This is a genomic window from Paraburkholderia bryophila, from assembly GCF_003269035.1.
In the GTDB taxonomy this organism is placed as follows: Bacteria; Pseudomonadota; Gammaproteobacteria; order Burkholderiales; family Burkholderiaceae; genus Paraburkholderia; species Paraburkholderia bryophila.
The window spans coordinates 112,181-137,585 of sequence record NZ_QLTK01000011.1 but is presented as its reverse complement, the minus strand read 5'-3'; the positions used below and the strand labels follow the sequence as shown (position 1 = coordinate 137,585).

The following is a 25,405-nucleotide window of genomic DNA, read 5'->3' as shown; positions in this document are numbered from 1 at the left end:
CAGCGTTCGCCGACGCCTAACGTGGCTTAAGAGTCTCATTGCCGCGGATGTAATCCGGTAGGCTCTAACGTATCGAAAGGCGAGATCATTGGCGCATTTCGTATCGTTCATTCATGCCGCGATCAGCCAACAATCTTGAAATCCGCTGCGGGGTTCAAAAAAAATGGGTAGAAGCTCCGTGCAAATTCCATAATTTCTGACGGACCAGAAAGCACGCCCATATCTCGCTGCCGGTCCGCGTAGATGAACCACTGCCCCGGGATTGGCAACACGGCATACCGCTCGGAATTGGCCCAGAGACAATCCGCGGGGCTACCACCGGGGTCCATCATCAAGGCTTCGAAGAACTCATCGTCGGTGTGCTCAATACCGTGGACAAACCCCGGATATTTTCCAAAATGAAAATGAAAATAGTCAAACGGATCTGGCTTCAAGACCAACGTCGCAAAATCTTTAACACATTTTAACTTAAGCAGAGCTCGTATGAGATCGAATAATTTTTGCCCTGATATGTCAATCGAATCAAAATAAAGTAAATCCGTTGACGGGATATCAGAGAGCGTCGCAACTCCCTCATTCGCGCGATCCCACAGCGAAACAAAAGTTGGCGACTCACTAATGAAGTCAATAGCGCTCATTTTGGAAGCCTTATTTTGATCGTGCCGCGCGGCGCGCCGGCTGGAATATACTCAGCGGTGGGATATCCTGCGGTCGATTCGTCCCTAACCGTGTACCTGGCGCCGTCCTTTGTAAAGATATCTGCTTTACCATCTTTACTCAATGTCTGTACATAGCCGCTCTCGACAAGGTTTGCCTCAAACTCAGCTTTGCCAACATCGGTCTGAATGTTGCGCCTGCTGAAGCCCACCGTTATATCAGTGTATTCCGACGTAATCCTGCCCGGCGGAATCCCATCGACCTCCGTCTCCGCAGCAGGCTTGCACAACGCCTTGATGCGCTCCCAGTTCTCCGCCGCCTTCCTTGCGCCCTGCCCGATCCCGTATCTAACCGCCGGGTTCTGCGCGAGCCGCCAGACAAACGCAATCCCCCGAGCCGCGCCATCGATCAGCCCCGCGGAGAAATGGCAATCGCCGCAAACCGTGCCCGTCCCGGCAAAACCTCCAGCCCGCAGCATCTGCCGCACGCCCTGCAGATTCGCAGGCGGCCCAACCGGCGAATCGCCATAGTTGTAGTTATCGATCCACCGATCGGTTTCATCGCTACTGATCGGCAGATCCGTACCGTCATTCAGATCGAGGACACTGCCATTCCTTGCAACGGTCCCAACTCGCGAAACGACCTGACCATCCGGCGAATAACCCCACCGGACCTTGAATACCCGCCGAATGCCACCATTCGCCGCACTCGCGTACTCACTGAACTTGAAGAGGTCAATGCGTCCGCGACGGTCGTAATGCAGATAGAAATCACCCGTCGGGTTGTAGCCATTCAGAACGCGGTGTGCAGCGTCCCGCATGATCATCTCGGTCGCGTCCGGAATGCTCTGCTGGATCACGATCGCAAACACGTTCCCGGTCGCATCGCGCGTGACTTTCCACTGTCCCGCGACCTTGCCGTCCGCCAGTTGCTGGACGAACGCGAGCCGATTGGTCGCGTCGTACGTCATGCCGTAGGCCATCGTCGCGCCGTCGGACTTCGGCGCGTCGAACGCGCTTGCGCCGGTCAAATCGCGCGTCGGCGTTTCGGCGATGCCGGTGGTGTTGCCGTTAGCGTCGTAGACGAACGACTGGATCAGACCCGGCGATGCGATCATCGACGGACGCAGACTCGTCCCGTCCGCATAGCGCATCGTGCTAATCGTGGCGCCGGACGTATTTCTAATCGTCGCGCGAACAGGCCGCCCCACATCGTCGTAGCTATATTCGGTGCTACCTCCGCTCGCGTCCGAGTCCTTCAGCAGATTGCCGGACGCGTCCCATGTGGAAGCGGTGTTACCCGCGATCGACGAACTCCCGGTCGGCCGCAACATGCCGCCAATCGATGAGAGATTCAACGTCGTAGCACGTCGGCTGTCGGTGATAACCGTCGAGCCGGCGTTATAGGCAAACCGCACATTGCGCGACGCGTCGGGATGGCTGACCGCCACGGCCCGGCCTTGCGCGTCATAACTCCACGACGCAAGGCGATTGCCCGCTTCGTCGATCTCTCCGGTCAGCGCGTTTTTAAAACGGGTGTCGTCGTAGACATAGCGATGCACATAGCCATCGGGCCACGTGACGGAAACAAGGTTGCCGTTCGCGTCGTACCCGTACTGGGTCATTCCACCCAGCGGATCGTTCAGGCGTGACAGACGCCGCTTGTCGTCGTAGTCGAGGCGAAGGGTGATGTCCTGCTTCGCGTCCGTGCCAACGGCATGCTGCGTGATCGTGGTCAACAAGCCCGACGCTTCATAGGCGAGCGTCCGGACGAATCCCGTCTTCGTGCGCTCGGACAGCAGGACACCTTGGGCGGAATACGATTCGACGGTCTCGGAACGGAGGTCCGTTAGCGTCCAACCCGATCCATTCTGTGCGAGCGCAAGCCCCGTAAAGCCGGCTGAACGCCAACTGCCACTTGCCCATTTGAACGTGACCGGTTCGCCGTTCTCACGATAAGCAAGCACCGTCGACGAACTGCCGCTATTTGCATTGGCCAGTCCCAGACTGCGCTGCCAACTGTGGAACCACACCGGTCCCATCGCTGCAGACGAGGCACTCAACGACTTCGAGCGATAAGTCCGCGTGAACTGCATCGGCAGATCGTCACCGCTGACGAAATCGGCCTCTGTCAGCGTGACCGTGCCATTACCCGGATACACCGGATCAGCGATCGGACAACTCGCCTCCGGCTCGTTTTCCTTCGGCGCCGCGCACCATTGATCGATCAGTGCGAGGTCGTTGATACACGCGTAGTTGCCCATTCCACCGGGCGTATTGCCCACGACATCGAGACGGCACGTCTTCGATCCCGGCGTTGCACCGGACTGCGCGTAAAGCGTGAGACAGTCTGTCGCGTTCGCGCCGAATGCGATCAACAGCAACGCAAACATGGCGAAAACACGCGCCAGGTTTCCCGTCATTCCGCAAAACGGGTTCTCTTTTTTCATACGTCCCCTCCTTTGTCATGCGTCGTTAGAAATCCGTAACGAACAGACGCTGAATCAGGAGGATCAAACCCAGAATAAGAGAATTCGGAAAAACGAAAACTTGAAGCGCATCCTTACGAATATGCGAAATTAACGGGCAGCCCTCGGAAAAGAGCGGCGCGCGATGGCATCTATTCCTACACGGCACGCCCTGCAGAAAAACCCGCCCAGCGTTAAAGTAAATGCCCCCACTCCACGGCGAGAAAACCAGCATGGACCGCGAAACATTCACTGAAAGCCTGACGAAAGACGGTTTCCCAGAAGCCGTGGTGACCAGGAAAGAACCCAACGTCACGATGGCCGTCCACACGCATCCCTTCGAGGCCAAAGCCTTGATCCTGGAAGGCGAGCTGCACATCGTCTGCGACGACGAAGAACGGTTGTACCAGGTCGGCGACGTCTTCCACCTGGCGGCGAACAAACCGCATTCGGAGCGCTACGGTCCGAATGGTGTGACGTATCTGGTGGGAAGAAAAGAGTAGAGAACAACAGACCGGCAACTACGGGCGAGGCGATTCCGATTCCGGTTTCAATCTCAAACCTCGAAACACGCCACGCCCGCAGAGAGAAAACGAAGCTTTAAGCGCCCAACAACACTCCAGTCCTGAACGGACGCGTGCCTGTCACGCGTCCCAACGGCGCACCCGTCGTCACGAACCGAATCGCGCGGCGCATATAAAACACGCCTTCGGTATTGCTCGAAATCGTGGTGGTTTCATCCGTCAACGGATCGACGATATCGAACAATGCCTGCCCAACGCGGATCGTCTCGCCGATCTTCGCGCGATGAATCAGAATCCCGCTGACCGGCGCGTAAAACTGCTCACTGCCGGCGAGCGGCGTCGCCGGCGAGCGCAACGCCGGCATCGGTTTCACTTCACGCCGAATCGCCTTGCGCCACACCAGATAATCGACAATCGCATCTGCGTCCTCCTGCGCCACTTCGTAGGACACATCGCGCTGGCCGCGGCATTCCACGGTCACCGCAATCGCACCGTTTGGCACCGGTTTGTCCGCCGGCATGTCCTGCTGCAATTTCCACCACAAGAGGCTATGCGTCTCGTCGAACGATTCGCCGCCTGAGTTCGTCGCCAGCAACGACGCCTGCGCGCCGAGATATCGCGACAAAGGCTCGAACTCCGGCCACGCCGCCTCGCTGGTGTAGAGATGCATCGCTGCTTCCAGTGAGCAATGCAGATCGATCACCATGTCCGCATCGTAGGAAAGCTTCAGCGACGCCAATTGCAGCGACTCGAACTCGGTCAACGGTTTCTGCCCGGCCAGTTCCTCGGCAATCAGCTGCCGCACGAGCCGAACGTTTTCGGCAGCATCGGAACCCAACACCTCTTTCGCGCGTGCGCTCAGCTTCGTGAACTGCAGGAAATGGCGATTGAAGTTCTTGCCGCTGCCCAGATCGAAACGTCCAAGAAACTGTCCGAGCACGTATTGCCCGAGTCCCACCGGATTCGCCACCGGCACGAGCACGATTTCCGCCTCCAGTGCGCCCTGCTGGTCCAGCTCCAGCAAACGGCGCTTCAGTAACACCGTCGTCAACATGGCGGGGGTTTCGTCGGCGTGCAGCGACGACTGGATATAGATTTTTTGCCCACGATCGGTCGGGCCAAAATGAAACGACACCAGTTCGCGGTGGGTGCCAATAGCCGGCGAAAGAAGCGGAATCGATTGCCTGTTCATGAACGGAATGCCTGATGCGAAAGAGTAGGAGATAAAAAAATCAATTGCCGTACGGGTCGAAGTCGAAATACTTTTTCGCGATCTGCGCATACGTGCCGTCCTTGAGCATGGCGGCAATCGCCCCGTTGATCGAAGCCTGGAGCGCCGTCTCGTCCTTGCGTAAGCCGATGCCGACACCGTGATCGCCCATGGAAAGCGGCTCGCCGACAAACGCAAAGCCCTTGCCCGCCGGCGTGCGCAGAAAGCCGTAATCCGCTTCCACGGTGCCGAGCAGCGCGCCGTCGAGGCGGCCGTTCTGCAGGTCGGCGAAGACTTCGTCCTGGCTCTTGTACGCGACCACGTGCACGCCGTTCGGTGCCCAGTTCTTCAGCGCGTACGACTCGAACTGCGTGCCGGACTGCACGCCGATCTGCTTGCCCGACAGGGCGTTCATGCCGCCCGCGAGCGGCGAACCTTGCCGCGCAATCAGGTGCGATTTGAATTGAAACAGCTTCGACGAAAACAGAATCTGCTGCTCGCGCTTCTCCGTGATCGCCATCGACGACATGACGGCGTCGATCTTGCGCGCCTGCAGCGCCGGAATCATCCCCGAAAATTCGAGCTCCACCCACTGGCAGCGCGCGTGAATGCGCTTGCAGATTTCGTTACCCAGATCGACGTCGAAGCCTTTGACGCTGCCGTCCGGCGCCTTGGAGTCCATCGGCGGATAAGTCGGGTCGATGCCGAGGCGCAAGGTCTGGGGCTCGGCGGCGAACGCTGCGCTGCTCAAAGTCAGCGCGGCGCTCAGGATCATCAGCAGAATTTTCATGGGAGGCGGAGTGTGGGGTGGGCGGAGGACGACAGCCCTATCCTATGCCCCTCTTGCGCCTCCAAGAAGTCCCGTTCGGACTATCATGATCACTTTTACCGATCACCGACCCCGAACCGCCATGGCATTGACGATTTCCCAATTGCGCGCGTTCACCGCGGTGGCCGAGCATGGCAGCATCCGCGCGGCGTCGCGGGCGCTCGGCATTGCGCAGAGCGGCATCACGCAGCAGTTGCAGAACCTCGAAACGGTGCTCGGCGCGACGCTGTTCACCCGCACGAATCGCGGCATTGCGCTGACCGCGCTCGGTCAGCGCTTGCTGCAGCGGGCCGGCACGATCATCGGCGAATGCGAGCGCGCCGAGCAGGAAGTGCAGCAATTGCGCGGCGATTACGTCGGCGAAGTGACGTTCGGCATGACCACGGAACCGCTCGTCGACGCGCTCGCGCCGGTGTTGACGCAATTTCGCACGCGCTTTGCGCGGGTCGCGGTGCATCTGCGCACCGGCACCTCACGAATGATGATTTCGATGATTCGTGAAGGCACGCTGGACTTCGCGGTTGCGTTGGTGTCGAAGCAAACCGACACCGCCGACCTGTCGGTCACGCCGCTTTATCCGTCCGATCCGGTGGTGGTGTGCCGCCAGGGGCATCCGAAAGCGGGCGCGACATCGCTGGCCGAACTTGTCGACTGCACGTGGGTGGCCACGCGTTCGCCGAATCTCACGGACGATCCGCAGGTCAGCCGTCTGCATCACCTGCTCGCCAGTCACGGCTTGCCACCGCCGAACATCATTGCAACGATCGAGGGCCTGTACGAGACCCTGCATCTGGTCGGCGCGACGGATTGCCTGTCGCTGGAAGCGTCGGCCGTGGCCACGCGCGGGCCGTTCGCGAGCATGCTGACCGTTATTCCCTTGCGCGAGCGGGCGGTGGATCAGAACGTCTGCCTGTTGCAGCGCGCGGCGATTCCGCTCCCCCCCGCCGCGCAGGAACTCGCGACCATGATCGCGTCGTACACGCGCACCGTGAGGGCGCGTTGAGCGGCCTTTCGGCGTAGTGCGCCGTGTGGGCAGCCGCCGAGGTAGTCGAGCCGGAAATCAACCGATCGTTTCGAGCGCAATCAATTCGTCGACGGTTTGCCGCCGCCGGATCACGCGCGCCTGGCCGTTCTCCAGCAGCACTTCGGGCGCAAGCGGCCGGCTGTTGTAGTTCGATGACATCGCCGCGCCGTACGCCCCCGCTTCGTGAAACACGACGAAGTCGCCGATCTCCGGCGTGGGCATCGACCGGTTCAGGACCACACCGCCCTCCGCTTGCGTGAAGACATCGCCGGCTTCGCAGAGCGGGCCGGCAACGGCGAACGCGCGCAGCGTTGCATCGCTCAGCGTACCGTCTCGTTTCACCACGCTCATCTCATGATGACTGCCGTAGAGCGACGGCCGCATCAGATCGTTGAATCCGGCATCGACCAAAGCGAACTGCCGCGACGGGCGCCGATTCAACGCATGCACCTCGGCAACCAGCACACCCGCTTCAGCGGTCAGGAAACGTCCCGGTTCGATTTCAAGCCTCACGCGATGCCCGACCTGCGTCTCGATCTGCCGACGCGCCGCGTCCCACAACCGGAAATAGTGCTCAACGTCGATACGCGGGTCACCCTGCTTGTACGGCACGGACAAACCACCGCCGGCCGAGATCGCTTCGATATCGTGGCCTTGCAGGCGTTTGACCGCCTCGACCATCGCATCGCAAACCCGCGAGAGATGTTCGTAGTCGACGCCCGAGCCGATATGCATGTGCAGCCCAACCAGCTTCAACCCATAACGACGCACGGTTTCCAGCGCCTTCGGCAAGTCGTCGAGCCAGATGCCGTGCTTGCTGTGTTCACCGCCCGTGTTGGTCTTGTTGCTGTGCCCGTGGCCGAAACCGGGGTTGATCCGCAACCACACGCGATGACCCTCGGGCGCGTGCCGGCCGACGCGTTCAAGCATATCCACCGACCCGGCGTTGACCGTGATGCGATGCGCGAGCACGGTGGCCAGCGTCGCGTGATCGATCAGATCCGCGGTAAAAACCACGCCTTCCGGGTCGCCCTCTGGTGTGAATCCCGCGGCAAGACTGCGCGCGATTTCACCGTGCGACACCGCGTCGACCATTACACCGGCGTCGCGCATCAGCTTCAGAATGTGCAGGTTCGAACAGGCTTTCTGCGCGTAGCGAATCACGTCGAAACTCCGCAGTTCGGCGATCCGTTGATAGATCACGTCGGCGTCGTACACCCACAGCGGCGTGCCGTGCTGCTGGGCAAGGTCGACAAGTTGTAGCGGATTGAATGGCATCACGGTTCCCGGCTCTCGATAGTCAGGCGTTGGCATGCATGACATGATGCGGAGAAGTCGGCATTCAGTAAAATACCTATTTTTTTCTAACCCATTCACCGCTGATATACCCATCATGGCGCTCACCCACCGGCATATCGAAGTGTTCCGCGCGCTGATGACGGCTGGCAGCGTCACCCGCGCCGCCGAAATGCTCTTCACGTCGCAGCCCACCGTGAGCCGCGAACTCGCGCGCATGGAGCAGAGTATCGGCTTCGCGTTGTTCGAACGCGTGCATGGGCGGCTGCGTCCCACGCTGTCCGCGTTGACCCTGTTCGATGAAATCAAGCGCGCGTATGTCGGCCTCGAACGGGTGGCCTCCACGGCAGCGAGCTTGCGCGAATTCCAGGGCGGCCAGCTTTCCCTCATCGCGTTGCCTGCGTTTTCACATTCCATCCTGCCGGGTGCGTCGAAACGTTTTCACGACGCGCAGCCTGACGCGAGCCTGTCGATCGCCACGCAGGAATCGCCCTTCCTCGAAGAATGGCTCACCGCGCAGCGCTACGACCTCGGCCTCACCGAGCACGGCACGCCGCCTGCAGGCACCCGTTTGACGCCCTTGCTCGAAGTGGATGAAGTCTGCGTGCTGCCCGACGGGCATCCGCTGCTGGCGAAGCGGGTGATCGCGTTGAAGGACTTCGCGAACCAGCCGTTCATCAGCCTGTCGTCGAGCGATCCCTACCGGATCCAGATCGACGAGGCTTTCGCTCACGCCGGTATCGCGCGTCGTCAGATCGTCGAAACGCCTACCGCCGTTTCGGTGTGCGGTTTCGTGCGGCAAGGGCTCGGCGTGGCGATCGTCAATCCGCTGACCGCGCTCGATTTCGTGGGACGGCAGTTACATATCCGCCCGCTCGCCGTGTCGCTGCCGTTTCGCGTGAGCGTGGTGCATCCTGAGCATCGGCCGGGTCATCCGCTTGCCAGCGCGTTCGTTGGAGCGCTGCGAAGCGAGGCTGCCGCGCTGCGGCTACAATTGAAAAGTCACACCGGGCGCAGGCAGCCATAACGCCGTTGCCCGACCAGCGGCGCATACGAGACACACCGCCTTGACCGTCCCTTGCGGCCGGCAAGGCGCGTTAGGTCCCTTCTCAGCAACCGGCCGTTCGCATCGCGCGAACCCACGCCGACTCACCCGGCAATCAGACCGGGCACGCTTCACGCTAAGCACCGTAGCAAACCGATTGCGGATGTGGCTCGCGCATTGATTGCGCAAGCGCGCCGTATGAAGTGTTCCCAGGTAGGTCGTAGACCATCAACCGGAGTTTCCCAAATGATGAACCGAGACAATCCCGTCTGGCTGATCACAGGCTGTTCCACCGGCTTCGGCCGTGAACTCGCGAAGCTGGTGCTGGAGCGCGGCTGGCGCGCGGTGGTGACCGCACGCGACGCGTCGAAAGTGAAAGACATTGCCGAAGCGCATGGCGACCGCGCGCTGGTGTTGCCGCTCGACGTGACGAACCTCGCGCAGGTTGAGGACGTGGTCAGGCAGGCCAAGCAGCGTTTCGGCCGCATCGACGCGCTCGTCAATAACGCGGGCTACGGCTATCTGGCCGCGGTCGAAGAGGGCGAAGACGCCGAAGTCCGCGCGATGTTCGAGACCAACGTGTTCGGTCTGGTCGACATGACCAAAGCCGTGCTGCCGATCATGCGCGAGCAGCGCGGCGGCCTGATCGTCAATGTGTCGTCGATTGGCGGTATTACGAGTTTCGCGGCGACCGGCTATTACCACGCCACCAAGTACGCGGTGGAAGGTTTGTCGGAGTCGCTGGCGGCGGAGGTGAAACCGCTCGGTATCGACGTGCTGATCGTCGAGCCGGGACCGTTCCGCACGAACTGGGCGGGACCGTCGATCAAACAGTCCGCCACGCTGATCGACGATTATGCGAGCACCGCCGGCGAGCGCCGCAAGCAGACCGAAGCGCGCAGCGGCAAACAGGCGGGCGATCCGGTGCGCGCGGCGCAGGCGATCATCGACGCCGCGCTGTCGGATACGCCGCCGTTGCGTCTGCTGCTCGGCAAGATGGCGCTCGAACTGGCGCGCAAGAAGCTCGACTTCATGCGCGGCGATTTTGATGCGTGGGAAGCGGCGACCGTGGGGGCGGATTATCCGGAAGGGGCGGGTTAAGGCTGTTGGTCGGCCCGGCGTGGTTTGTCGGGCCGTTGTGTCGCTTAGGTTTTGCTGAAGCCGATCAACCTACCAACCGCTCAACCAGACTCAAAACTCAACCAGCGCAAAATCTTCCTTGCCCACGTCGCACAGTGGGCAACGCCAGTCCGCCGGCACGTCCGCCCAGCGCGTGCCCGGCGCGATGTTTTCTTCCGGCAGCCCCGCGGCCTCGTCGTAAATCCAGCCGCAGATCACGCAAACCCATTGCTTGAAGTCATCCACCGAGGCCGGCAGGTCGACGATCGGCGGGCCGTCCGCCGCTTGCGCATCCGGCGCCGCGTCGAGACTCACCACCAACGGCGCGGCAGTCCCGCCGTTCGGCCCGGCGAGACGCGCCTGCAGGTGTTCCAGCAGCCGCTGCGCCTCGGCCTGCGTCAAATCGATCCAGTACGGATCGCCGGCGCCGTCATTCAGACGCTCGGGCGAAAACTGGATCTCTACGGCTACGCCCTTTTTGTACATGGCCAATCGGAATATCGAGGAAGCCGGCAGCGCGTCCCGCAAGAAGGCTTCTCGGGGAGCACGCCGGCATAGGTCGGAAGCGTCGAGCTGAAACTTCGCGGCGGGGTCAGACGAACTGGTTCAGCACGATGGCGGCAATCAGGCCGGCGGCACCGATGAGGCCCAGCAATTGGAGCAGAGTGAGGGATTTACGCGATGCTGTAGGGATTTGTTGCGAAGTCACGGGCTGGGTCTTCAAAGTCGGAAAAAGCGAAATGGTACACGGGTCCGCGAGCGGCCCATGCCGTTTAGCGCAAACCCGCGTGCATCAGTTGCTGAAACAGATGCCATTATCGCCGCTCCGTGGCCGCTCATTACCTACCGAACGGAGATGGACTCATTCCCCGTTCGGCGCAAAGGCAACGGCAAAGGCAGCGGCAACACCCATTACGAGACCACCGCCTCGCTAGCGCGCTCCGACACCACGGCCACGATCTCGGCCACCGCCGCCGGTTCGAGCGTGAGGCCGATATGCCCGACGCCGGGCACGATCGTGACCGGCACCACTCGCCCCGCATCGGCGAAGTCATCGGCAAAAGCTTCCGCATAAAACGCTTCGTCGTTCGCGCCGACCAGCACTTCGAGCGGCCGCCGGGTCGCGCGAATATTGGCGCGGTAGTGATCGTGCGGGCGGAAATTCTGCATCAGGTTGTACGAGTACTGCGGCGTGAGTTTCGCCGCCGCCTCCGGTGTCAACGCGAAAGCCACGGTGTGCAGATGATTGAACACCGTGATACGCAGCTTGTTGAGCAGCACCAGCACGATGGTCCGCGGCAGACCCACGCTCGCCCAGCCGCCGCCGCGCACCGTGCTCGGCGCATTGTGGTGAAGCAACGGCGCAAGCAGCACGTAGCGCTCGAACGCCAGTTGCCGCGCATCGCCCGCATAACGCAGCACGAAGCCGCCACCTGCCGAAAAACCGGCCAGCGTACGCGGCCCACGCGGTTGCACTTCGTCGAGAAAATCGCTGAGGTCGTCTTCGAGCTGGCCGATATACGCGATCGTCCCTTTCCGGCCCGATTCGCCATGGCCGCGTACGTCGGGCACATAGACGTCGTAAGCAGCCGCGGCGAGCGCCTTGGCCAGCGTATGCATGCTCACGCCACTCGCCGACGAGCCGTGAATCAGCACCACGCTGCCGCGCGCCCGCTCGACGCGGCTCGGATAAAGCCGATAGGCGAGCGCGGTGTTATCGCGTGCGGTGAAACGTTCTAGAGGGGGTAAATCGGAGGTATCGATCGACTTGAACGGCGCATTGATCGAATCGAGCGGCGGCGGCGGTTTCGGACCGCCTTTCACCAGCGCCCACGCCACGAAGGCGAGGCCCACCAGGAATACGACAACCGGCATAACCGTATGCAGTTCGGTACTCATCGAATGAGCCTCTCAGGCGATTATTTATGTTTGTAGCTTTCCCGATCGATGAACCCGCGCCCCGCGCATGTGTGTTGTGCCGCCCCGCGCCGCCCGGCTCGCCGCTCATCGTCGCGGATGATTGTACGGTCCCAGGCGGCGCGAAAAAACTCGAATATCTGTTATTCGGTGGCGGCCCGGTCCGGCCGGTCGTGACGCGAATCCCAGAAGCGAATCACGGACGTGTCGCCCGTGCCGACGCCCACCACCTGATCCGGCGCACCGCTCTCGCGCAGCAACGCGCGCAGTTCGTTGATCACCGGAAACACCTCGTGATTCCAGTCCGAGCCCTGCGAATCGTGTGCGCGCTGTTCGGCTTCGACGATCTCGCGGTCTTCCTTGAAGATGCGTTCGGTGAACCACACGAGCAGCGGCCACGCCAGATTCAGCACGCCGGGAATACCCGGTTTGCGAATCGACAGCAGGCCGAACGTGCGGTTGGTGCGCTGCTCGCGATCGAGCGGCACATAGATGATCCACAGGTCCATGACCAGCGTGTTCTCCGACGTGCGGATCTGCAGCGTCTGATACGGATACTGCGTGCGGATCGTCATCACGTCTTTGTCGTTGTCGCCGCCGGTTTTGCGGCTCTGGCCGAACACGATCGCTTCGCCGATCGGCTGCTGGCCCGCCATGCGCGCGAACGTGTAATCGACCTCGACCCAGCCGTCGCCGCGCCGCCGGCCCAGCGAGCGTGCCCGCATCTGGCCCATCTGGCGGCGGTGCAGAAACTGATGGTTCATGTCCATCAGGTTCTCGTGCATGAACGAGTAATGGCAATTCACCGGACGGCCGAAACGGCGCGTCTTGTACTTCGGGTCCGAGACCGAGCCGAGCGGCGGCAACGCCCGTTCGTCGGCCAGCGCGGGATCGCCCGGAAAGACGAAGATCAGGCCTTCCACTTCGCGGCACGGATAAGCGCGCACGCCATTGGGCAGACGATCCTTGCCGAGATACGGCACGTCGATGCACTTGCCCGAGCAGTCGTAGGTCCAGCCGTGGTAACCGCAGCGAATCGATTCGCCCTCCACCACGCCCTGATGCAACGGCACCTGCCGATGCGCGCAGCGGTCTTCGAGCGCGAACGCCTTGCCGGTCTCCGTGCGCGCCAGCACGATCGGTTCGCCTGCGAACGTCACGCCGTGCGTCTTGCCGCGCTTCACTTCGTGCGACCACGCGAGCGGATACCAGTAGTCAGGGTGAATACCGACGCGGCGCAGATCGCGCACCGGCGCGTTAGTCGCGGCCTGGTCCGGCGTATGCGCGTCAGCGGACGCATGGGCGTTTTCAGACGATGCGTCATGAGCCGGCGGCGCATCGATAGTTGCTTCGACGGTGTCTTGTTCGAACGGGGGAACAGCATGCATAGGTGGGGCCTCCGTGCACGAGCGGATAGAAGGTAGCCGCCTCATTACCAGCGCGGCATCGCCCGTCAGTCTACTCGAAGCGGGCCCCGCCTGGGGTCCCCGGACGCACCCTGGGCCGCCCCGGCGGGCCGTCCAGCGATGCGAGCGCTGCCTGGCGCGCCAAAAAAGCCAGTGCTAGCTCTCGTCGTGCGCGACCAGCCCGGAGCGCCGTTGCACGCCCCATGACCTTCCTCCGCGCAGAAAATGCAGCCAGCCGAGCGCTGCGCCGACATGCCGCACCAACTGGAACGTAAAGGGTTCGGCGACGGCGGCGAGCATCGCCATGCCCAGGCTGGAGCCGCTGCGCTCGCCGGTCCAACGACGATAGAGATGAATGCTCCACAGATAGAACGCGAGGTCGATCGCCGTCTTGATGCCGATCACGCTGAAGATCGAGATGACGATCGCCCCATGCCCGCCGAATAGAAACGCGAGCAGCAAGCCGAACGCCGTCAGCCCGTAGATCGGCTGCATCGTGTCGATCGCCTTGACCGGCAGCATCAGCATGCCGAGCGTACCGTATCGCGGATTACCGGTCATGTCGCGGTTCCAGTACTGCGTTTGCAGAAAGCCCGCGAACCAGCGGCGGCGTTGCCGCAGGAAACTGCCGAGGTTGTCCGGCGCGTCGGTACGTGCATGCGCTTCGCCGACCACCCGCACATCCCAGCCGAGCCCGTGATCGACCGAGTAGCGGCGCAAACGGTGGATCAGTTCGTAGTCTTCCACGAGGCATGCCGGATCGAAGCCGCCCACGTCGACCAGCGCGTCGCGCCGGAACGAGGCGAACGCTCCCGAGATCAGCAGCAGACTGTCGGCGCGCATCCACGCAAAACGGGCGATGAAGTTGCGCATGTACTCGTAGGTCTGGAACCACTGGAACACGCGGCCCGACACCGTCTTGCCGCAGACCGGCACCAGAATGCCGGCGGCGGCGACCAGCTTCGGCTCGCTCGCGAACGCGGCGCGCATGGCGTAGGTGGCGTCGTCGTCGAGCAGTGTGTCGGCGTCGACGGTCATCACCGTTTCCGTGCTCATCAGCGTGATCGCGGCGTTCAGCGCGCGTGCTTTGCCGCCGTGCGGCACACGCAGCCAGAACAGGTTCGGATAAAGCGAACTCGGCGCGCTCAGCACACCGTCGGCGGCGGCCGTCAGCCCGAAGCGTTCGATCAGCAGCTCGCGGGTGTGATCGGTGGAGCCGTCGTCGGCAATCACGATCTGCGCGGGACCGTGCGTCTGCCGCAGCAACGCGGCCAGCGTCACCGGCAACACGCTCGCCTCGTTATGCGACGCGACGATCACGCCCATGGCCGGCAGGTCGCGCTGGTCGTAGTCGGGTTCGAGCGGCACCGTGCGGCGCATCAGCGGCAGCGACTTCCACGTGACGAACGCGAGCAGCAAGGTGTCGTACAGCACGTAGGCAATGCCGGTTGACCACGCCAATGCGCCTTTCAGAAAGAAGGCGCGCGCGAACAGCAGTACCCACAAGGCGAGCACGCTGAAATGAATCAGCGAGCTCAACGGCGTCGTGCGACGCGGCAGAATGCGTGGCGACGCGAGGGCGAGCGCCTGTTCCAGGGTTTTCTTCAAAATGACGACGAATTTTTCGAGGCTGCAGTTAAAGGGCTCAACGAAGCACGGTATCGCTCACGGCACCATGCGCTTCAGCACCGACTTGCGATCGATCCACTGATGCTTCAGCGCACCGCCAATGTGCATGGCCAGCAGCGCATAGAGCGCATAGCCGAGCCACGTATGCAGCGCGCCGAACCGATCGTGCAAGCTCTCCTTGAGCGTCGGATCGAGATTCATCACATAGCCGATACGCGGCCACGGAAACAGGTTGAACAGCCGCATGGGATGCGTAGCCGCGTCTTTCCACGCGGAATCGTGCAGCCAGCCGGACAGCGGCAACGCGATCATCAGCAGATACAGCAAAAAATGCGCGATATGAGCGGCAATTTTTTCCCACGACGGAAACTCGCGCGGCAACGGCGGCGGCTTGTGCGTCACGCGCCATAAGATGCGCATGAGCGCGAGCCCCAGCACCGTGATACCGATCGACTTGTGCGTATCGACCACCGGACGCACCCAGTCGTCAGGCAGCGAATCGGCGCTCAGACCGAGCACGACGTTGCCGATCATCAGCAGCGCGATCAGCCAGTGCAGCGTCATCGCGGTGCGCGTATAGCGGGTCGATGCCTCGTTCGAATCAGACAGAGAATTGGCGTGGGTGTTCATAGTTGTATTCCATTCGCGAGCGCAGTGCCGCGAAAGCTGTTTGAAATGCCGGCGATGCCGAAGCGATCAGGCGCTCGACTCAATTAGCCAAACGCCTAAGTGTGACCTTTTATTCCGCCGCGCGCGCAAAGGTGTGTTTCAGATTATTTCGATGCGGCGTTGAAGGCCCGGTGGACTCGTGGACTCGATGGGCTTGGCGAACTCGCCGGCTTCGACGAGATCATGACAAACGGCCGTAGCATGGTCATCGCGGCCTAAGCGGTCATGGAGCGCGCGTTTGCCGACGATGGCCGGCAATGGGCCGTAGCGAGCGGCAATTCGATCGTCGATCCGCTCCTACTGGTGCTGTATTGCCGGGCCAGTCATATCGGCTTGAAATGCGCCTGGCTTACCCAGCATGGGCCGCACATGGTATACGCGTGCTCGTGCGAGCCGCCGTCCAGCGCGTGATAGAACGTGAGGGCGTGTGCGTGGCCGTCCGACGTATCGGCGTCGGCGCACTCGCTCAGCGCTTCACGAACCGGTAGTGCCCGACGCCCCATTCGTTGCCGTTCGCGTAACCGAATAGCTCCGCGACGGCCATGTAGAACATGCGCCAGCGCTGTAACCACACGGTCGCGTCGCGCGCGCCGTAGGTGTCGACGAGCATCGGCATGACCCGTTCACGCGCGGCGTCGAGCGCGGCCAGCCAATGATTCGCCGTGCGCTCGTAGTGCGTACCGCTGACCCACCATTGCCGCTCCATCCGCAGATGGTCCTGGAAGTTCAGCAGCAGCGCTTCGGACGGCATGGTGCCGCCGGTGAAGAAGTACTTCGACATCCAGTCGCTGCCGTCCTGCACCTGGAAGTGATACGCGAGCGTGCGATGCACGAAGATATGCACGAACAGTTTCGCCTCGACATCGTCGCGCATCCAGCGTGAGATTTTCGCGAGCAGCAGGCCGTAGTTCTTCATATGCTCGAACATCTCGATCGACACCACGCGGTCGAAACCCTCACCCAGTTGCGCCTGATCGAATTCGAAGTCGACGACGTTGCCCGTGACCACGGTGAGGTTCTGCAGGCCTCGTTCCGCCGCGCGCGCTTCGATGAAGGCGCGTTGCCCATGCGAGTTCGATAGCGCGACGATGCGCGCGTGCGGATAGCGCGCCGCCAGCCACAGCGACAACGAACCCCAACCGCAGCCGAGGTCGAGAATCCGCTGACCGTCGGCGAGTTCCGCGCGTTCGGCATAGCGTTCGAGCATGGCGGCTTCGGCTTGCGCGAGCGTCTCGGCGCCGGTCGGATAGAGGCAACACGAATACTTCAGATGCGGTCCGAGATGCGCGTGGAAGAACGACGCGGGCACCTCGTAATGTTGCGTGTTGGCAGCTTGCGTTTCAATCGCGATGGGACTCGCGCGCAGTTCGTCGAGCAGACGGTTGAGCCGCTGCGCACGCACCTCGCCGTTGTCGAGCGCTTCATCGCGCAGACGCTGGCGCATCAATTGACGCATGCCGAAGCGGATCAGGCCGTCAGGCAGCCAGCCGCGTTCGCAACTGCGGATCAGCCAGTCGTCGCCGGGTTCGGCAGGCGCGGACGGCGGGATGGTGTGGTCGGTGGTGGAAAGGCTCATGAGGCTAACTCCCATCATTCATGTATTTGTCGGGACGCGCGCTAGCGCTTCGGTCGATATTTCAATGCCGCGGCGGCCACGGAATCAGCGCGCTGGTGGTACGCATGTACTCGGCGTAACCCGGTCGTCGTTTGGCCATGCTTTCTTCGAGCAGTGGAATGCCGGACAGCTTGAGCAGCAAAAACGCCATCAGCACCGGCGGCAACAAGGTGAACCAGGCCCACGGCGTCCCCACCGACAGCGCGATATAAGCCAGCCAATGCACGCATTCGAAGAAGTAATTCGGATGCCGCGAATAGCGCCATAAACCGGCACGGCACACGGCGTCGCGATTAGCCGGATCGGCCTTGAAGCGTTTCAGTTGCCGATCGGCCAGGGCTTCGCCGATCACCGAAGCGATCCACAGCGCGACAGCCAGCAACATCCAACCGATGGCCGGCGGTTCGATCCGATACGACGGCACCAGAAACGCGATCGACAGCAGCATCGACACCACCACCTGCAACTGGAAGAACCAGAACATCTTGCTCGCGGCCTCGTCGCCCCATTCCTCGCGAAAGCGGTGATAGCGTGCGTCTTCGGGCTGGCCGAAATTGCGCCGCCAGAGATGCGTGCCGAGTCGTACGCCCCACACCAGGCCGCCCAGCGCGGTCAGCGCACGCGTGAGCGGATCGCCGTTGCCGAGCACGGCGTAAAGCACGGCGACGAGACCCAGCGAATACGCCCAGATCGGATCGATCATGCCGGCGTTGTCGGTCTTCAACTGCCACGCCCAGGCGGCGCTGAAGATTGCGACGAGGCCGATCAAGGCAATCACGGCGGCGGCAAGTGGCGGCATAAGGCGCTCATTCAGTAACGATGCGGGTTATACGCGGTGCGAGCAGGATCGGATGCGGCACGCGGCATGTGACACAGGCGAGGCCAGGCGCGCCGCGAACGCGCTGCACGCGCTAGTTCTTGTCCCCCGGCGAAGCAAAGCCCGCCTTGCCCAACTGATCCGGATGCTGCGGCACGCGCCTGAAACGCGACGTGTCGTAGCCCATCGCATCGAGACGGGCGAGCATCGACCGGTAAGTGTCGTCGCTCATATCGGGCTCGCGCGAAAAAATCCAGCCGAGGTTTTTGCCCGGATAGCCGAGGATCGTGTAGCGATAGTCGGGATCCACATACAGCGTGAGTTGCGCGACGTGAACCGGCCAGAAGATCTGCACGCTCCACTCGCCGCCCTCTTTGCCCGGCACCGGCGTGTCCAGAAACTGATAGTGCTTCTCCGGCGCGTCGAAGCTTTTCTTGCGTCCGTAGTAGGAGTCGTCGATCTTGCCGTCCGGTCGCAATTGCCATTCCGCGCGGCTCCCCACCATGTCGCGTTCAGCAAAGTACGGAATATTCGCGATGATGTACCAGCGGCCCATATAACGCGGCAAATCGACCGGCACGGTGGCGAGCGGTTCGCTCGCGCGCGGGTTCGGATTGGGCGGATCGTTGGAACAGCCGGCGAGGGACAGCAACAGCACGGTCGCAACAGCGGCGGCGGAGAACAGACGGCGCATGGCAAGGGCCTCGAACGTAGCGTGAATAAACGTATTACGTTCGACGGGGCCGGATGGATGCGTGAGCTTTTCCGCACGAAGCGGTTTGACGGAATCGCCGCGCTCGGGCGAATGTCCATAGCGGACTAAAAGCCACCAGATAATGCTACATTTCGCCCATTCCAGACTTCAGTGCTCGAATCGACCGAATGGACAACCTCAGCGGCATCGTCGCCTTCGTGCAAACGGCGGAGGCCTCCAGCTTCGTCGCCGCGTCACAGCGGCTGGGCGTGTCGCCGTCCGCCGTCGGCAAAAGCGTGGCGCGGCTCGAACAGCATCTGGGCGTGCGTCTGCTGCAGCGAAGCACGCGCCGCGTCAGCCTGACCGACGACGGCGAACGTTTCTACGAGCGGTGCCGGCAAATCCTCGACGCGCTGAACGAAGCCGAATCGATGATGCTGGACGCCAACGCCGTGCCGCGCGGCCGGTTGCGCGTGAGCTTGCCGACTATCGGCTATCGCTTTCTGCTGCCGATCCTGCCGGCGTTCGCGGAACGCTATCCGGAGATCGACCTCGAACTCGATTTCAACGACCGCATCGTCGACGTGATCGAAGGCGGTTTCGACGCCGCGATCCGCAGCGGCAACCTGGCCGATTCACAGTTGATGGCAAAGCGACTCGGCCCGTTCCGCTTCGTGCTGTGCGCGTCGCCCGGTTATCTGCAACGGCGCGGCGTGCCGCTCACGCCCGCGGACCTCGCCGAGCACGCGTGCCTGCGGTTCCGCTTTCCGACTTCCGGCAAGTTGCAGCCGTGGGCGTTTCGCGGGCAGCCGGAAGAAGCGGCCGCGCGCTTTCCCACCGCGTTGACGTGCAACAACATGGAAGCGCTGCGGGCCGCCGCCGAACTCGGTCTGGGCATTGGCTATATGCCGGATTTTCTGGCCCGCGACGCGCTCCGCGCCGGCACGCTGCAAGGCGTGCTCGACGATCACCTGTCGGACCCCGGGCAATTTTCGGTGCTCTGGCCGTCGAGCCGCCAACTCTCGCCGAAACTGCGAGCCTTCGTGGATTTCCTGTCCGAACACGTATTCAGCGACCCATAACGCTCCAGGTCAGATCGCGCTATCGTGTCCGTCACGCCCGCTGCTCCCAACCAATTTGTCCACCATGTCCATCCGCTTTAACGCCGCTTTCACCGCGTTGCTCGCCGCCGCGCTGTTCGGCGCGACCACGCCGCTCGCCAAGGCGCTGCTCGGCGCGTTATCGCCATTTCTGCTGGCCGGCCTGTTCTACCTCGGCAGCGGCCTCGGGTTGGCCACGGTGATTCTGGCGCGCCGACTCAAAGGCCACGCCGCCGGACAACCCACCGATCACCCTCCGTTTCCGTTACGGGAAGCACCGTGGCTGGCCGGCGCGATCGTCGCCGGCGGCGTCGCGGGCCCGGCCTTGTTGATGTTGGGTCTGCAAACTACCCCGGCCGCCACCGGCTCACTGCTGCTGAATCTCGAAGGCGTGTTCACCGCGCTGATCGCGTGGGTCGTGTTCCGCGAAAACGTCGACGTACAAGTGTTTCTCGGCATGGCCGCGATCGTCGCGGGCGGCGTGGCGCTGTCGTGGCAACCCGGCACCGTGGGTCTGCCGCCCGGCACGCTGCTGGTGGTCGGCGCGTGCGCATGCTGGGCGATCGACAACAACCTCACGCGCAAGGTGTCCACGCACGACGCGATGTTCATCGCCTGTCTGAAAGGGCTCGTGGCCGGTTCGGTCAACGTGGCGCTCGCACTTGCCTTCGGCACGTCGTGGCCGACGGGGGCGACCGTCGCGTCGGCGATGCTGACGGGGTTTGCTGGCTACGGCGTCAGTCTCGTGCTGTTCGTCGTCGCGCTTCGTCATCTCGGCAGCGCGCGAACCGGCGCGTATTTCTCGGTCGCACCGCTGTTCGGCGTGACGCTGTCGTGGCTGCTGTGGCCGGAGTTACCGCCCGCGCTGTTCTGGGTCGCCGCCGCGTTGATGACGCTGGGCGTGTGGCTGCACATTCGCGAACGTCACGAACATGCGCATACGCATGAGCCGCTCGATCACACGCATCGTCACCGGCACGACGCGCATCATCAGCACGAGCACGACTTCGCGTGGGATGGCGACGAACCGCACACGCATCCGCATGAACATGCGCCGCTCACGCATGTTCATGCGCACTTTCCTGACATACATCATCGTCACTCACATTGATTTTCCGCGTCGCCGCACTGCGCGGCGACTTGCTGCGCCGCAAGACAAAAATCTCTGTGAAACAGTGCGCGCGATAGGGCGATTCAATTGGCATCGGCGCCGATCGCATCCTCTAATGAAACTCCCGTTGTCCGTGCCCGCTGTCCAACCCGCCCCCCCCCGGAGAGAGATTCATGTCCCAACCCGAGCCAAACGTAGACGAAGTGGTGAGAAGCATCGCAGAGGAAACCGACACGCCCACGGAAACAGTGTCGAAGATGTACGCAGACACCTTGGCCACTTATCGCGACGAAGCGCGCGTATTCGATTACGTGCCGTTGTTCGCGGCGAAAAAAGTGCGCAACCAGCTGCGCCATAACCCGCATCGCAAGCACTGACGCGGCGCGCGCGGAGACCACCGCCTGGCCGGGTTTCGCGTCGTGTCGGTCAGGGCATTCGCAGGCCGATCCGCACGAACCCTTACCGATTATTTTTTTTCCGCTGCTAGACTCTGTGCCGGAACCATCGACTCGGGGGAGTGGGCATGCGGGTGACAATCGTAGGAGCGGGTATTGCCGGGTTGAGCACGGCGTGGTCGCTCGCGAAACTGGGACACGACATCACATTGATCGAGCAAGGCTCGATTCCGAATCCACTGGCCGCCTCGGGCGACCGGACCCGCATGATTCGCCGCGCCTACGGCAACGCCGACGGTTATGCGCGCACCATGGCCGAGGCATTCGATAGTTGGGATTTGCTGTGGAACGATCTCGGCGTTTCTCACTATGCGAATTGCGGCGTGCTGGGCATTTCGCAATTCGCCGGCGACGACGCCGAACACTATCGCGCCGGCCTCGACCGTATGCAATTCGAGTACGAGCAACTCGACCCGCAAGATGCGGCGCAGCGCTACCCTTTTCTCGACCCCGCCACGTTTCGCTATGCGTACCTCGATCAGGACGGCGGGGCGCTCTTCAGTGAGCGCATTGCGCGCGACATGAAAGCGTGGCTCAAGATGCGCGGCGCCGACATCCGTACCCACACGAAAGTGCTCTCGGTCGATCCGCACACCGCTTGCGTGCGGATCGACGACGACAGCATCGTGCGCGCCGACCGCCTCGTGATCACCGCGGGCGCATGGACGCTGCAACTGTTCCCCGCGCTGGCCGAAACCTTGATGACGTTCCGCAACGTGGTTGCGTACATGGAGCCGCCCGCGGATCTCGAAGACGCGTGGGCGAATGCGCCGGCGATCGTCGACATAGGCGGATCGAGTGGAGGTTATGCCCTGCCGCCGCTCGACGGCATTGGTCTGAAGTTTGGCGCGGCCCTTCACAAGGTCCACGCGCTCGACCCGGATGCCGACCGCGTCGCGGCGCACGGCGAAGGCAACAGTGTGCGCCGGCTGTTCGCGCCGCCGTTCGGCCGCATTGGCGACTACACGGTTGCCGAAGTCAAAACCTGCATGTACACCTTCACGGCCGACAGCCGCTTCTTTTCGAAGCGGATCGGCAACACGCTGGTGGTGTCCGCGTGCTCGGGGCACGGTTATAAATTCGGCGCGGCGATAGGCCGGCGCGTCGCCCAGGCGCTGGATACCGACGACGACGCGATGTTCGCGCGCTGGCTTAGAGCCGAAGCGGCCTGAGCGCTTGAGCGGCTCGAGCGGCGTTCTGCGTCACGAAACTCACTGGGACGATGCGACAAACCTGCCGTGCCGTCACAACAAGCCGCGCACCACCGTAGCGAGTCGCGCCACCAGCGCATCCACCTCCTGCGGTTTCACGCCGGCGTAGCCGAGCATGAAGCCGTTGTAGTGCCCGGCGTCCCGCTCCGGATGCTGGCAGAACGCGCTCAACGCAGCAATATGCAATCCGTGCTCGCGCGTTGCGGCGCTCACGTCCTGATCGCGTAGCGGCGCGTCGAGTCGCACCGTCAGATGCATACCGCCGCCGTCGGACGACACCGTCACCAGATCGCCCATGTGCCGCTCGATCGCCGTCACCAGCGCACTGCGGCGTTGCTGATAAAGACGCCGCATACGCCGCAAATGCCGAGCGTACTTCCCGCTATCGATGAAATCGGCCAACGCGATCTGTTCGGCCACGCGCCCTTGCCGCGCGATCTCGCTGAGCGTCTCGTCGACCTGCGTCACGAGATGCGCGGGCACGACCATGAAGCCCATGCGCAGCGCCGGAAACATCGTCTTGCTGAAGGTGCCGAGATAGATCACCGGCGCGTGCTCGACGAGTCCTTGAATCGACGGGAGCGGCGGGCCGCTGTGACGCAGCTCGCTGTCGTAGTCATCCTCGATGATCCACGCGCCGCGCGCCACGGCATGGTCGATGATCGACCAGCGCCGCTCCAGGCTCAGCACGCTGCCGAGCGGATACTGGTGGGACGGCGTGAGATACAGCAAGCGCGGCGGCGTCTCCTGCCAGTCGGCGGGTGTCGGCGCCATCCCGGCGGCGTCGACCGGGATCGGCACCAACTGCAAACCAGCGGCCTGAAACGCCGCCTTCGCGCCGTGGTAACCCGGGTCCTCGACCCACACGCTGTCGCCGGCATCAGCGAACATGCACGCGCAGAGATCGAGGCTCGCCTGCGTGCCCGCCGTGATGAACACCTGCTCGGCGGAACAGCGCACGCCGCGCGACACGCGCACATATTCGGCAATCGAGCGACGCAGCGCGGGGTGGCCCGAGTTGTTGCCGTATCCCAGTTCGTCGGGCGCGACGGCACGCCATGCGCGCTCCATCGACGCGCGCCATTGCGCGAGCGGGAATTCGTCGAGTGCGGGCACGCCAGGACGAAACGGCGTGGGGTCGTCGGGACTGGTGCGCTCGCGCGGCAGGTCCGTGACGCGCTGCGACAGCCCGCCGCCGGACGACTGCAGCCGTCCCACAGCCTTGGAAGCGGCACTATCCGCACCGCTCACCATGCTGACGATCGAACCGTGCCGGCTCGCGGCGATAAAGCCTTCTTCAGTTAGCCGCTCGTACGCGTACAGCACCGAGTTGCGCGCAATGCCCAATTGCTCGGCGAGCGCACGGCTGGCGAGCAGACGGCTGCCGTGGCGAATCGCGCCGTCGAGAATCGCGCGGCGCAGGCTTTCGTAAAGCAGGTCCTGTTGCGTGAGCTTGCGCCCGCCCAGCGTTCGCTCGACGTTCGACATCAGCAGACCGTAGTCCAAATCGTGGCTCCAAATTTTGTTGTCATTGTGGAGCTAACAATGGTGCCACAAATTTCTTATGCTGACGGTTCGGGCGCTGCCGCCGCGCTGTACGCCTCGACACCTCCGCGCCAAGGGACGGGACCACGACGATGAATACGCAGACACGAGAAACCACCGCCGTACGGGTCAGCTACGGCGCCTCGGCAACGTGCTGCGTGGCGCTGGCTTGCGCTGCATGCATCTATGCCGCGCTCGATCCGGCCACGACCGCGCGCGCGAATCTGGACGCCTGCCTGCACGAACGTCTCTCGCAGCACGGCGACGCAGCGAATGCGGCTGCGTCGGGAGTCATCGCGCACGGTGCGCGAGCGGCCAGCCGTGATGAACGCGAGCAGGCGCTCAGCGCGGCGCTCTACGCCTGTTCGACTCAACCCTGACATCGTTTCGGCGGCTTACCCAAAAGACGTCACCCACTCACAAGGAACTCACACTCATGTCCGACCCGATCCAGATCCGTCCCGCCACACCCGCCGACTTCGACGCCTGGCTGCCGCTCTGGGACGCCTACAACGCGTTCTACGGCCGCTCGGGCGAAACGGCCCTGTCGCGCGACATCACGCGCCTTACGTGGGCACGTTTCTTCGACGCCTACGAGCCGATGCATGCCATGGTCGCCGAACGCAGCGGCCAGTTGCTCGGCATCGTGCATTTTCTGTATCACCGTCATACGACGATGTCGGCGCCCATCTGCTACCTGCAAGATCTCTATACGCTCGACACCGAGCGCGGCAAGGGCGTGGGCCGCGCGCTGATCGAAGGGGTGGTCGCGCGAGCCAGGGCGGACGGGCTGGAACGCGTCTACTGGCAAACCCACGAAACCAACCAGACCGCGATGAAACTCTACGATCAGCTCGCGGATCGCTCGGGCTTCGTGGTGTATCGCAAGGCGTTATAACGCCGCAGATTTCCGATTCCCGCCCGCCCACTGACCTCGTCGCTCAAGTTTTACGGCTGGCTTGCCGTTATCGCCATTGGACGGAGCTACTCGCAGCTCCCGCGCGGTTGATCCGCGGCAACCTGGGCGATCTCCTCATGGAGGGGCGCGAAACGGAATCGGAAACT

The 25,405-nt window shown here is 62.7% G+C and carries 24 protein-coding genes; 10 read left to right on the top strand and 14 right to left on the bottom strand.

Annotation, left to right across the window (positions count from 1 at the left end):
- Positions 1 to 122: 122 nt before the first annotated feature.
- Together BX591_RS18135 and BX591_RS18130 are read right to left on the bottom strand one after the other, a co-directional pair.
- Positions 123 to 638 carry a hypothetical protein gene (locus BX591_RS18135; RefSeq protein WP_111932757.1) on the bottom strand — a complete coding sequence of 172 codons (516 nt, stop codon included), beginning with the start codon at positions 636 to 638 and terminating at the stop codon, positions 123 to 125.
- On the bottom strand, positions 635 to 3,049 hold the full coding sequence (locus tag BX591_RS18130) for a DUF6531 domain-containing protein (protein WP_244218696.1): 2,415 nt from the start codon (positions 3,047 to 3,049) through the stop codon (positions 635 to 637). Before BX591_RS18130 ends, BX591_RS18135 begins: the two co-directional genes overlap by 4 nt.
- Positions 3,050 to 3,357: 308 nt before the next feature.
- Between BX591_RS18130 and BX591_RS18125 the strand changes: the two genes are divergently transcribed.
- A complete protein-coding gene (locus BX591_RS18125; protein ID WP_111932755.1) occupies positions 3,358 to 3,627 on the top strand; it encodes a cupin domain-containing protein in 270 nt (89 codons plus the stop codon).
- A 97-nt stretch (positions 3,628 to 3,724) separates the two neighbouring features.
- Here the strand turns inward: BX591_RS18125 and BX591_RS18120 are convergent, their stop codons facing one another.
- Positions 3,725 to 4,840: a succinylglutamate desuccinylase/aspartoacylase family protein gene (locus tag BX591_RS18120; protein WP_111932754.1), complete on the bottom strand. Its 1,116-nt coding sequence runs from the start codon at positions 4,838 to 4,840 to the stop codon at positions 3,725 to 3,727.
- 40 nt (positions 4,841 to 4,880) lie between these two features.
- The gene (locus BX591_RS18115) at positions 4,881 to 5,648 is read right to left on the bottom strand and encodes a transporter substrate-binding domain-containing protein (protein WP_111932753.1); all 768 of its coding nucleotides are present in this window, start codon (positions 5,646 to 5,648) and stop codon (positions 4,881 to 4,883) included.
- Between the two features lie 121 nt (positions 5,649 to 5,769).
- Here BX591_RS18115 and BX591_RS18110 point away from each other — a divergent pair, with 121 nt between their 5' ends.
- Positions 5,770 to 6,690: a LysR substrate-binding domain-containing protein gene (locus BX591_RS18110; RefSeq protein ID WP_111932752.1), complete on the top strand. Its 921-nt coding sequence runs from the start codon at positions 5,770 to 5,772 to the stop codon at positions 6,688 to 6,690.
- Between the two features lie 57 nt (positions 6,691 to 6,747).
- On the opposite strand, the gene lysA is transcribed toward BX591_RS18110, so the two are convergent.
- Entirely contained in the window at positions 6,748 to 7,989 is a 1,242-nt protein-coding gene (gene lysA / locus BX591_RS18105) for a diaminopimelate decarboxylase (RefSeq protein ID WP_111932751.1), read from the bottom strand.
- Positions 7,990 to 8,104: 115 nt separating this feature from the next.
- Between lysA and BX591_RS18100 the strand changes: the two genes are divergently transcribed.
- Positions 8,105 to 9,034, top strand: coding sequence for a LysR family transcriptional regulator (locus BX591_RS18100; RefSeq protein ID WP_111932750.1), 930 nt, complete (start codon positions 8,105 to 8,107; stop codon positions 9,032 to 9,034).
- A 264-nt stretch (positions 9,035 to 9,298) separates the two neighbouring features.
- Positions 9,299 to 10,153 carry an oxidoreductase gene (locus tag BX591_RS18095; RefSeq protein WP_111932749.1) on the top strand — a complete coding sequence of 285 codons (855 nt, stop codon included), beginning with the start codon at positions 9,299 to 9,301 and terminating at the stop codon, positions 10,151 to 10,153.
- A 90-nt stretch (positions 10,154 to 10,243) separates the two neighbouring features.
- On the opposite strand, the gene BX591_RS36965 is transcribed toward BX591_RS18095, so the two are convergent.
- From BX591_RS36965 to BX591_RS18045, 8 genes are all read right to left on the bottom strand, one after another.
- Positions 10,244 to 10,657 (bottom strand): rubredoxin, encoded by a 414-nt coding sequence (locus BX591_RS36965; RefSeq protein WP_111932748.1) that lies wholly within the window; start codon positions 10,655 to 10,657, stop codon positions 10,244 to 10,246.
- A gap of 426 nt (positions 10,658 to 11,083) precedes the next feature.
- Complete coding sequence (locus BX591_RS18080; protein WP_111932747.1) at positions 11,084 to 12,070, bottom strand: alpha/beta hydrolase; 987 nt, start codon at positions 12,068 to 12,070, stop codon at positions 11,084 to 11,086.
- Positions 12,071 to 12,231: 161 nt separating this feature from the next.
- Complete coding sequence (locus BX591_RS18075; RefSeq protein ID WP_111932746.1) at positions 12,232 to 13,476, bottom strand: aromatic ring-hydroxylating oxygenase subunit alpha; 1,245 nt, start codon at positions 13,474 to 13,476, stop codon at positions 12,232 to 12,234.
- Positions 13,477 to 13,650: 174 nt separating this feature from the next.
- Entirely contained in the window at positions 13,651 to 15,102 is a 1,452-nt protein-coding gene (locus tag BX591_RS18070; protein ID WP_111932745.1) for a glycosyltransferase family 2 protein, read from the bottom strand.
- 57 nt (positions 15,103 to 15,159) lie between these two features.
- A complete protein-coding gene (locus tag BX591_RS18065) occupies positions 15,160 to 15,753 on the bottom strand; it encodes a cytochrome b (protein ID WP_111932744.1) in 594 nt (197 codons plus the stop codon).
- A gap of 505 nt (positions 15,754 to 16,258) precedes the next feature.
- A complete protein-coding gene (locus BX591_RS18055) occupies positions 16,259 to 17,368 on the bottom strand; it encodes an SAM-dependent methyltransferase (RefSeq protein WP_111932742.1) in 1,110 nt (369 codons plus the stop codon).
- Positions 17,369 to 17,429: 61 nt separating this feature from the next.
- The gene (locus BX591_RS18050; protein ID WP_111932741.1) at positions 17,430 to 18,206 is read right to left on the bottom strand and encodes a DUF1295 domain-containing protein; all 777 of its coding nucleotides are present in this window, start codon (positions 18,204 to 18,206) and stop codon (positions 17,430 to 17,432) included.
- A 112-nt stretch (positions 18,207 to 18,318) separates the two neighbouring features.
- Entirely contained in the window at positions 18,319 to 18,918 is a 600-nt protein-coding gene (locus tag BX591_RS18045) for a lipocalin family protein (protein WP_111932740.1), read from the bottom strand.
- A gap of 188 nt (positions 18,919 to 19,106) precedes the next feature.
- On the opposite strand from BX591_RS18045, the gene BX591_RS18040 reads away from it, so the two are divergent.
- The 4 genes from BX591_RS18040 to BX591_RS18025 all read left to right on the top strand — a co-directional run bounded on the left by BX591_RS18040 (position 19,107) and on the right by BX591_RS18025 (position 22,756).
- Positions 19,107 to 20,000, top strand: coding sequence for a LysR family transcriptional regulator (locus BX591_RS18040; protein ID WP_111932739.1), 894 nt, complete (start codon positions 19,107 to 19,109; stop codon positions 19,998 to 20,000).
- A 64-nt stretch (positions 20,001 to 20,064) separates the two neighbouring features.
- Complete coding sequence (locus BX591_RS18035; RefSeq protein ID WP_111932738.1) at positions 20,065 to 21,129, top strand: DMT family transporter; 1,065 nt, start codon at positions 20,065 to 20,067, stop codon at positions 21,127 to 21,129.
- Positions 21,130 to 21,302: 173 nt separating this feature from the next.
- Positions 21,303 to 21,506, top strand: coding sequence for a DUF3562 domain-containing protein (locus BX591_RS18030; RefSeq protein ID WP_111932737.1), 204 nt, complete (start codon positions 21,303 to 21,305; stop codon positions 21,504 to 21,506).
- 146 nt (positions 21,507 to 21,652) lie between these two features.
- Positions 21,653 to 22,756 (top strand): NAD(P)/FAD-dependent oxidoreductase, encoded by a 1,104-nt coding sequence (locus BX591_RS18025; RefSeq protein ID WP_111932736.1) that lies wholly within the window; start codon positions 21,653 to 21,655, stop codon positions 22,754 to 22,756.
- Positions 22,757 to 22,828: 72 nt separating this feature from the next.
- Here BX591_RS18025 and pdxR read toward each other — a convergent pair whose 3' ends face one another.
- The gene (pdxR, locus tag BX591_RS18020) at positions 22,829 to 24,301 is read right to left on the bottom strand and encodes a MocR-like pyridoxine biosynthesis transcription factor PdxR (RefSeq protein ID WP_111932735.1); all 1,473 of its coding nucleotides are present in this window, start codon (positions 24,299 to 24,301) and stop codon (positions 22,829 to 22,831) included.
- 131 nt (positions 24,302 to 24,432) lie between these two features.
- Between pdxR and BX591_RS18015 the strand changes: the two genes are divergently transcribed.
- Together BX591_RS18015 and BX591_RS18010 are read left to right on the top strand one after the other, a co-directional pair.
- Positions 24,433 to 24,720: a hypothetical protein gene (locus BX591_RS18015; protein ID WP_111932734.1), complete on the top strand. Its 288-nt coding sequence runs from the start codon at positions 24,433 to 24,435 to the stop codon at positions 24,718 to 24,720.
- A 56-nt stretch (positions 24,721 to 24,776) separates the two neighbouring features.
- The gene (locus BX591_RS18010; protein WP_111932733.1) at positions 24,777 to 25,238 is read left to right on the top strand and encodes a GNAT family N-acetyltransferase; all 462 of its coding nucleotides are present in this window, start codon (positions 24,777 to 24,779) and stop codon (positions 25,236 to 25,238) included.
- Positions 25,239 to 25,405: the final 167 nt, after the last annotated feature.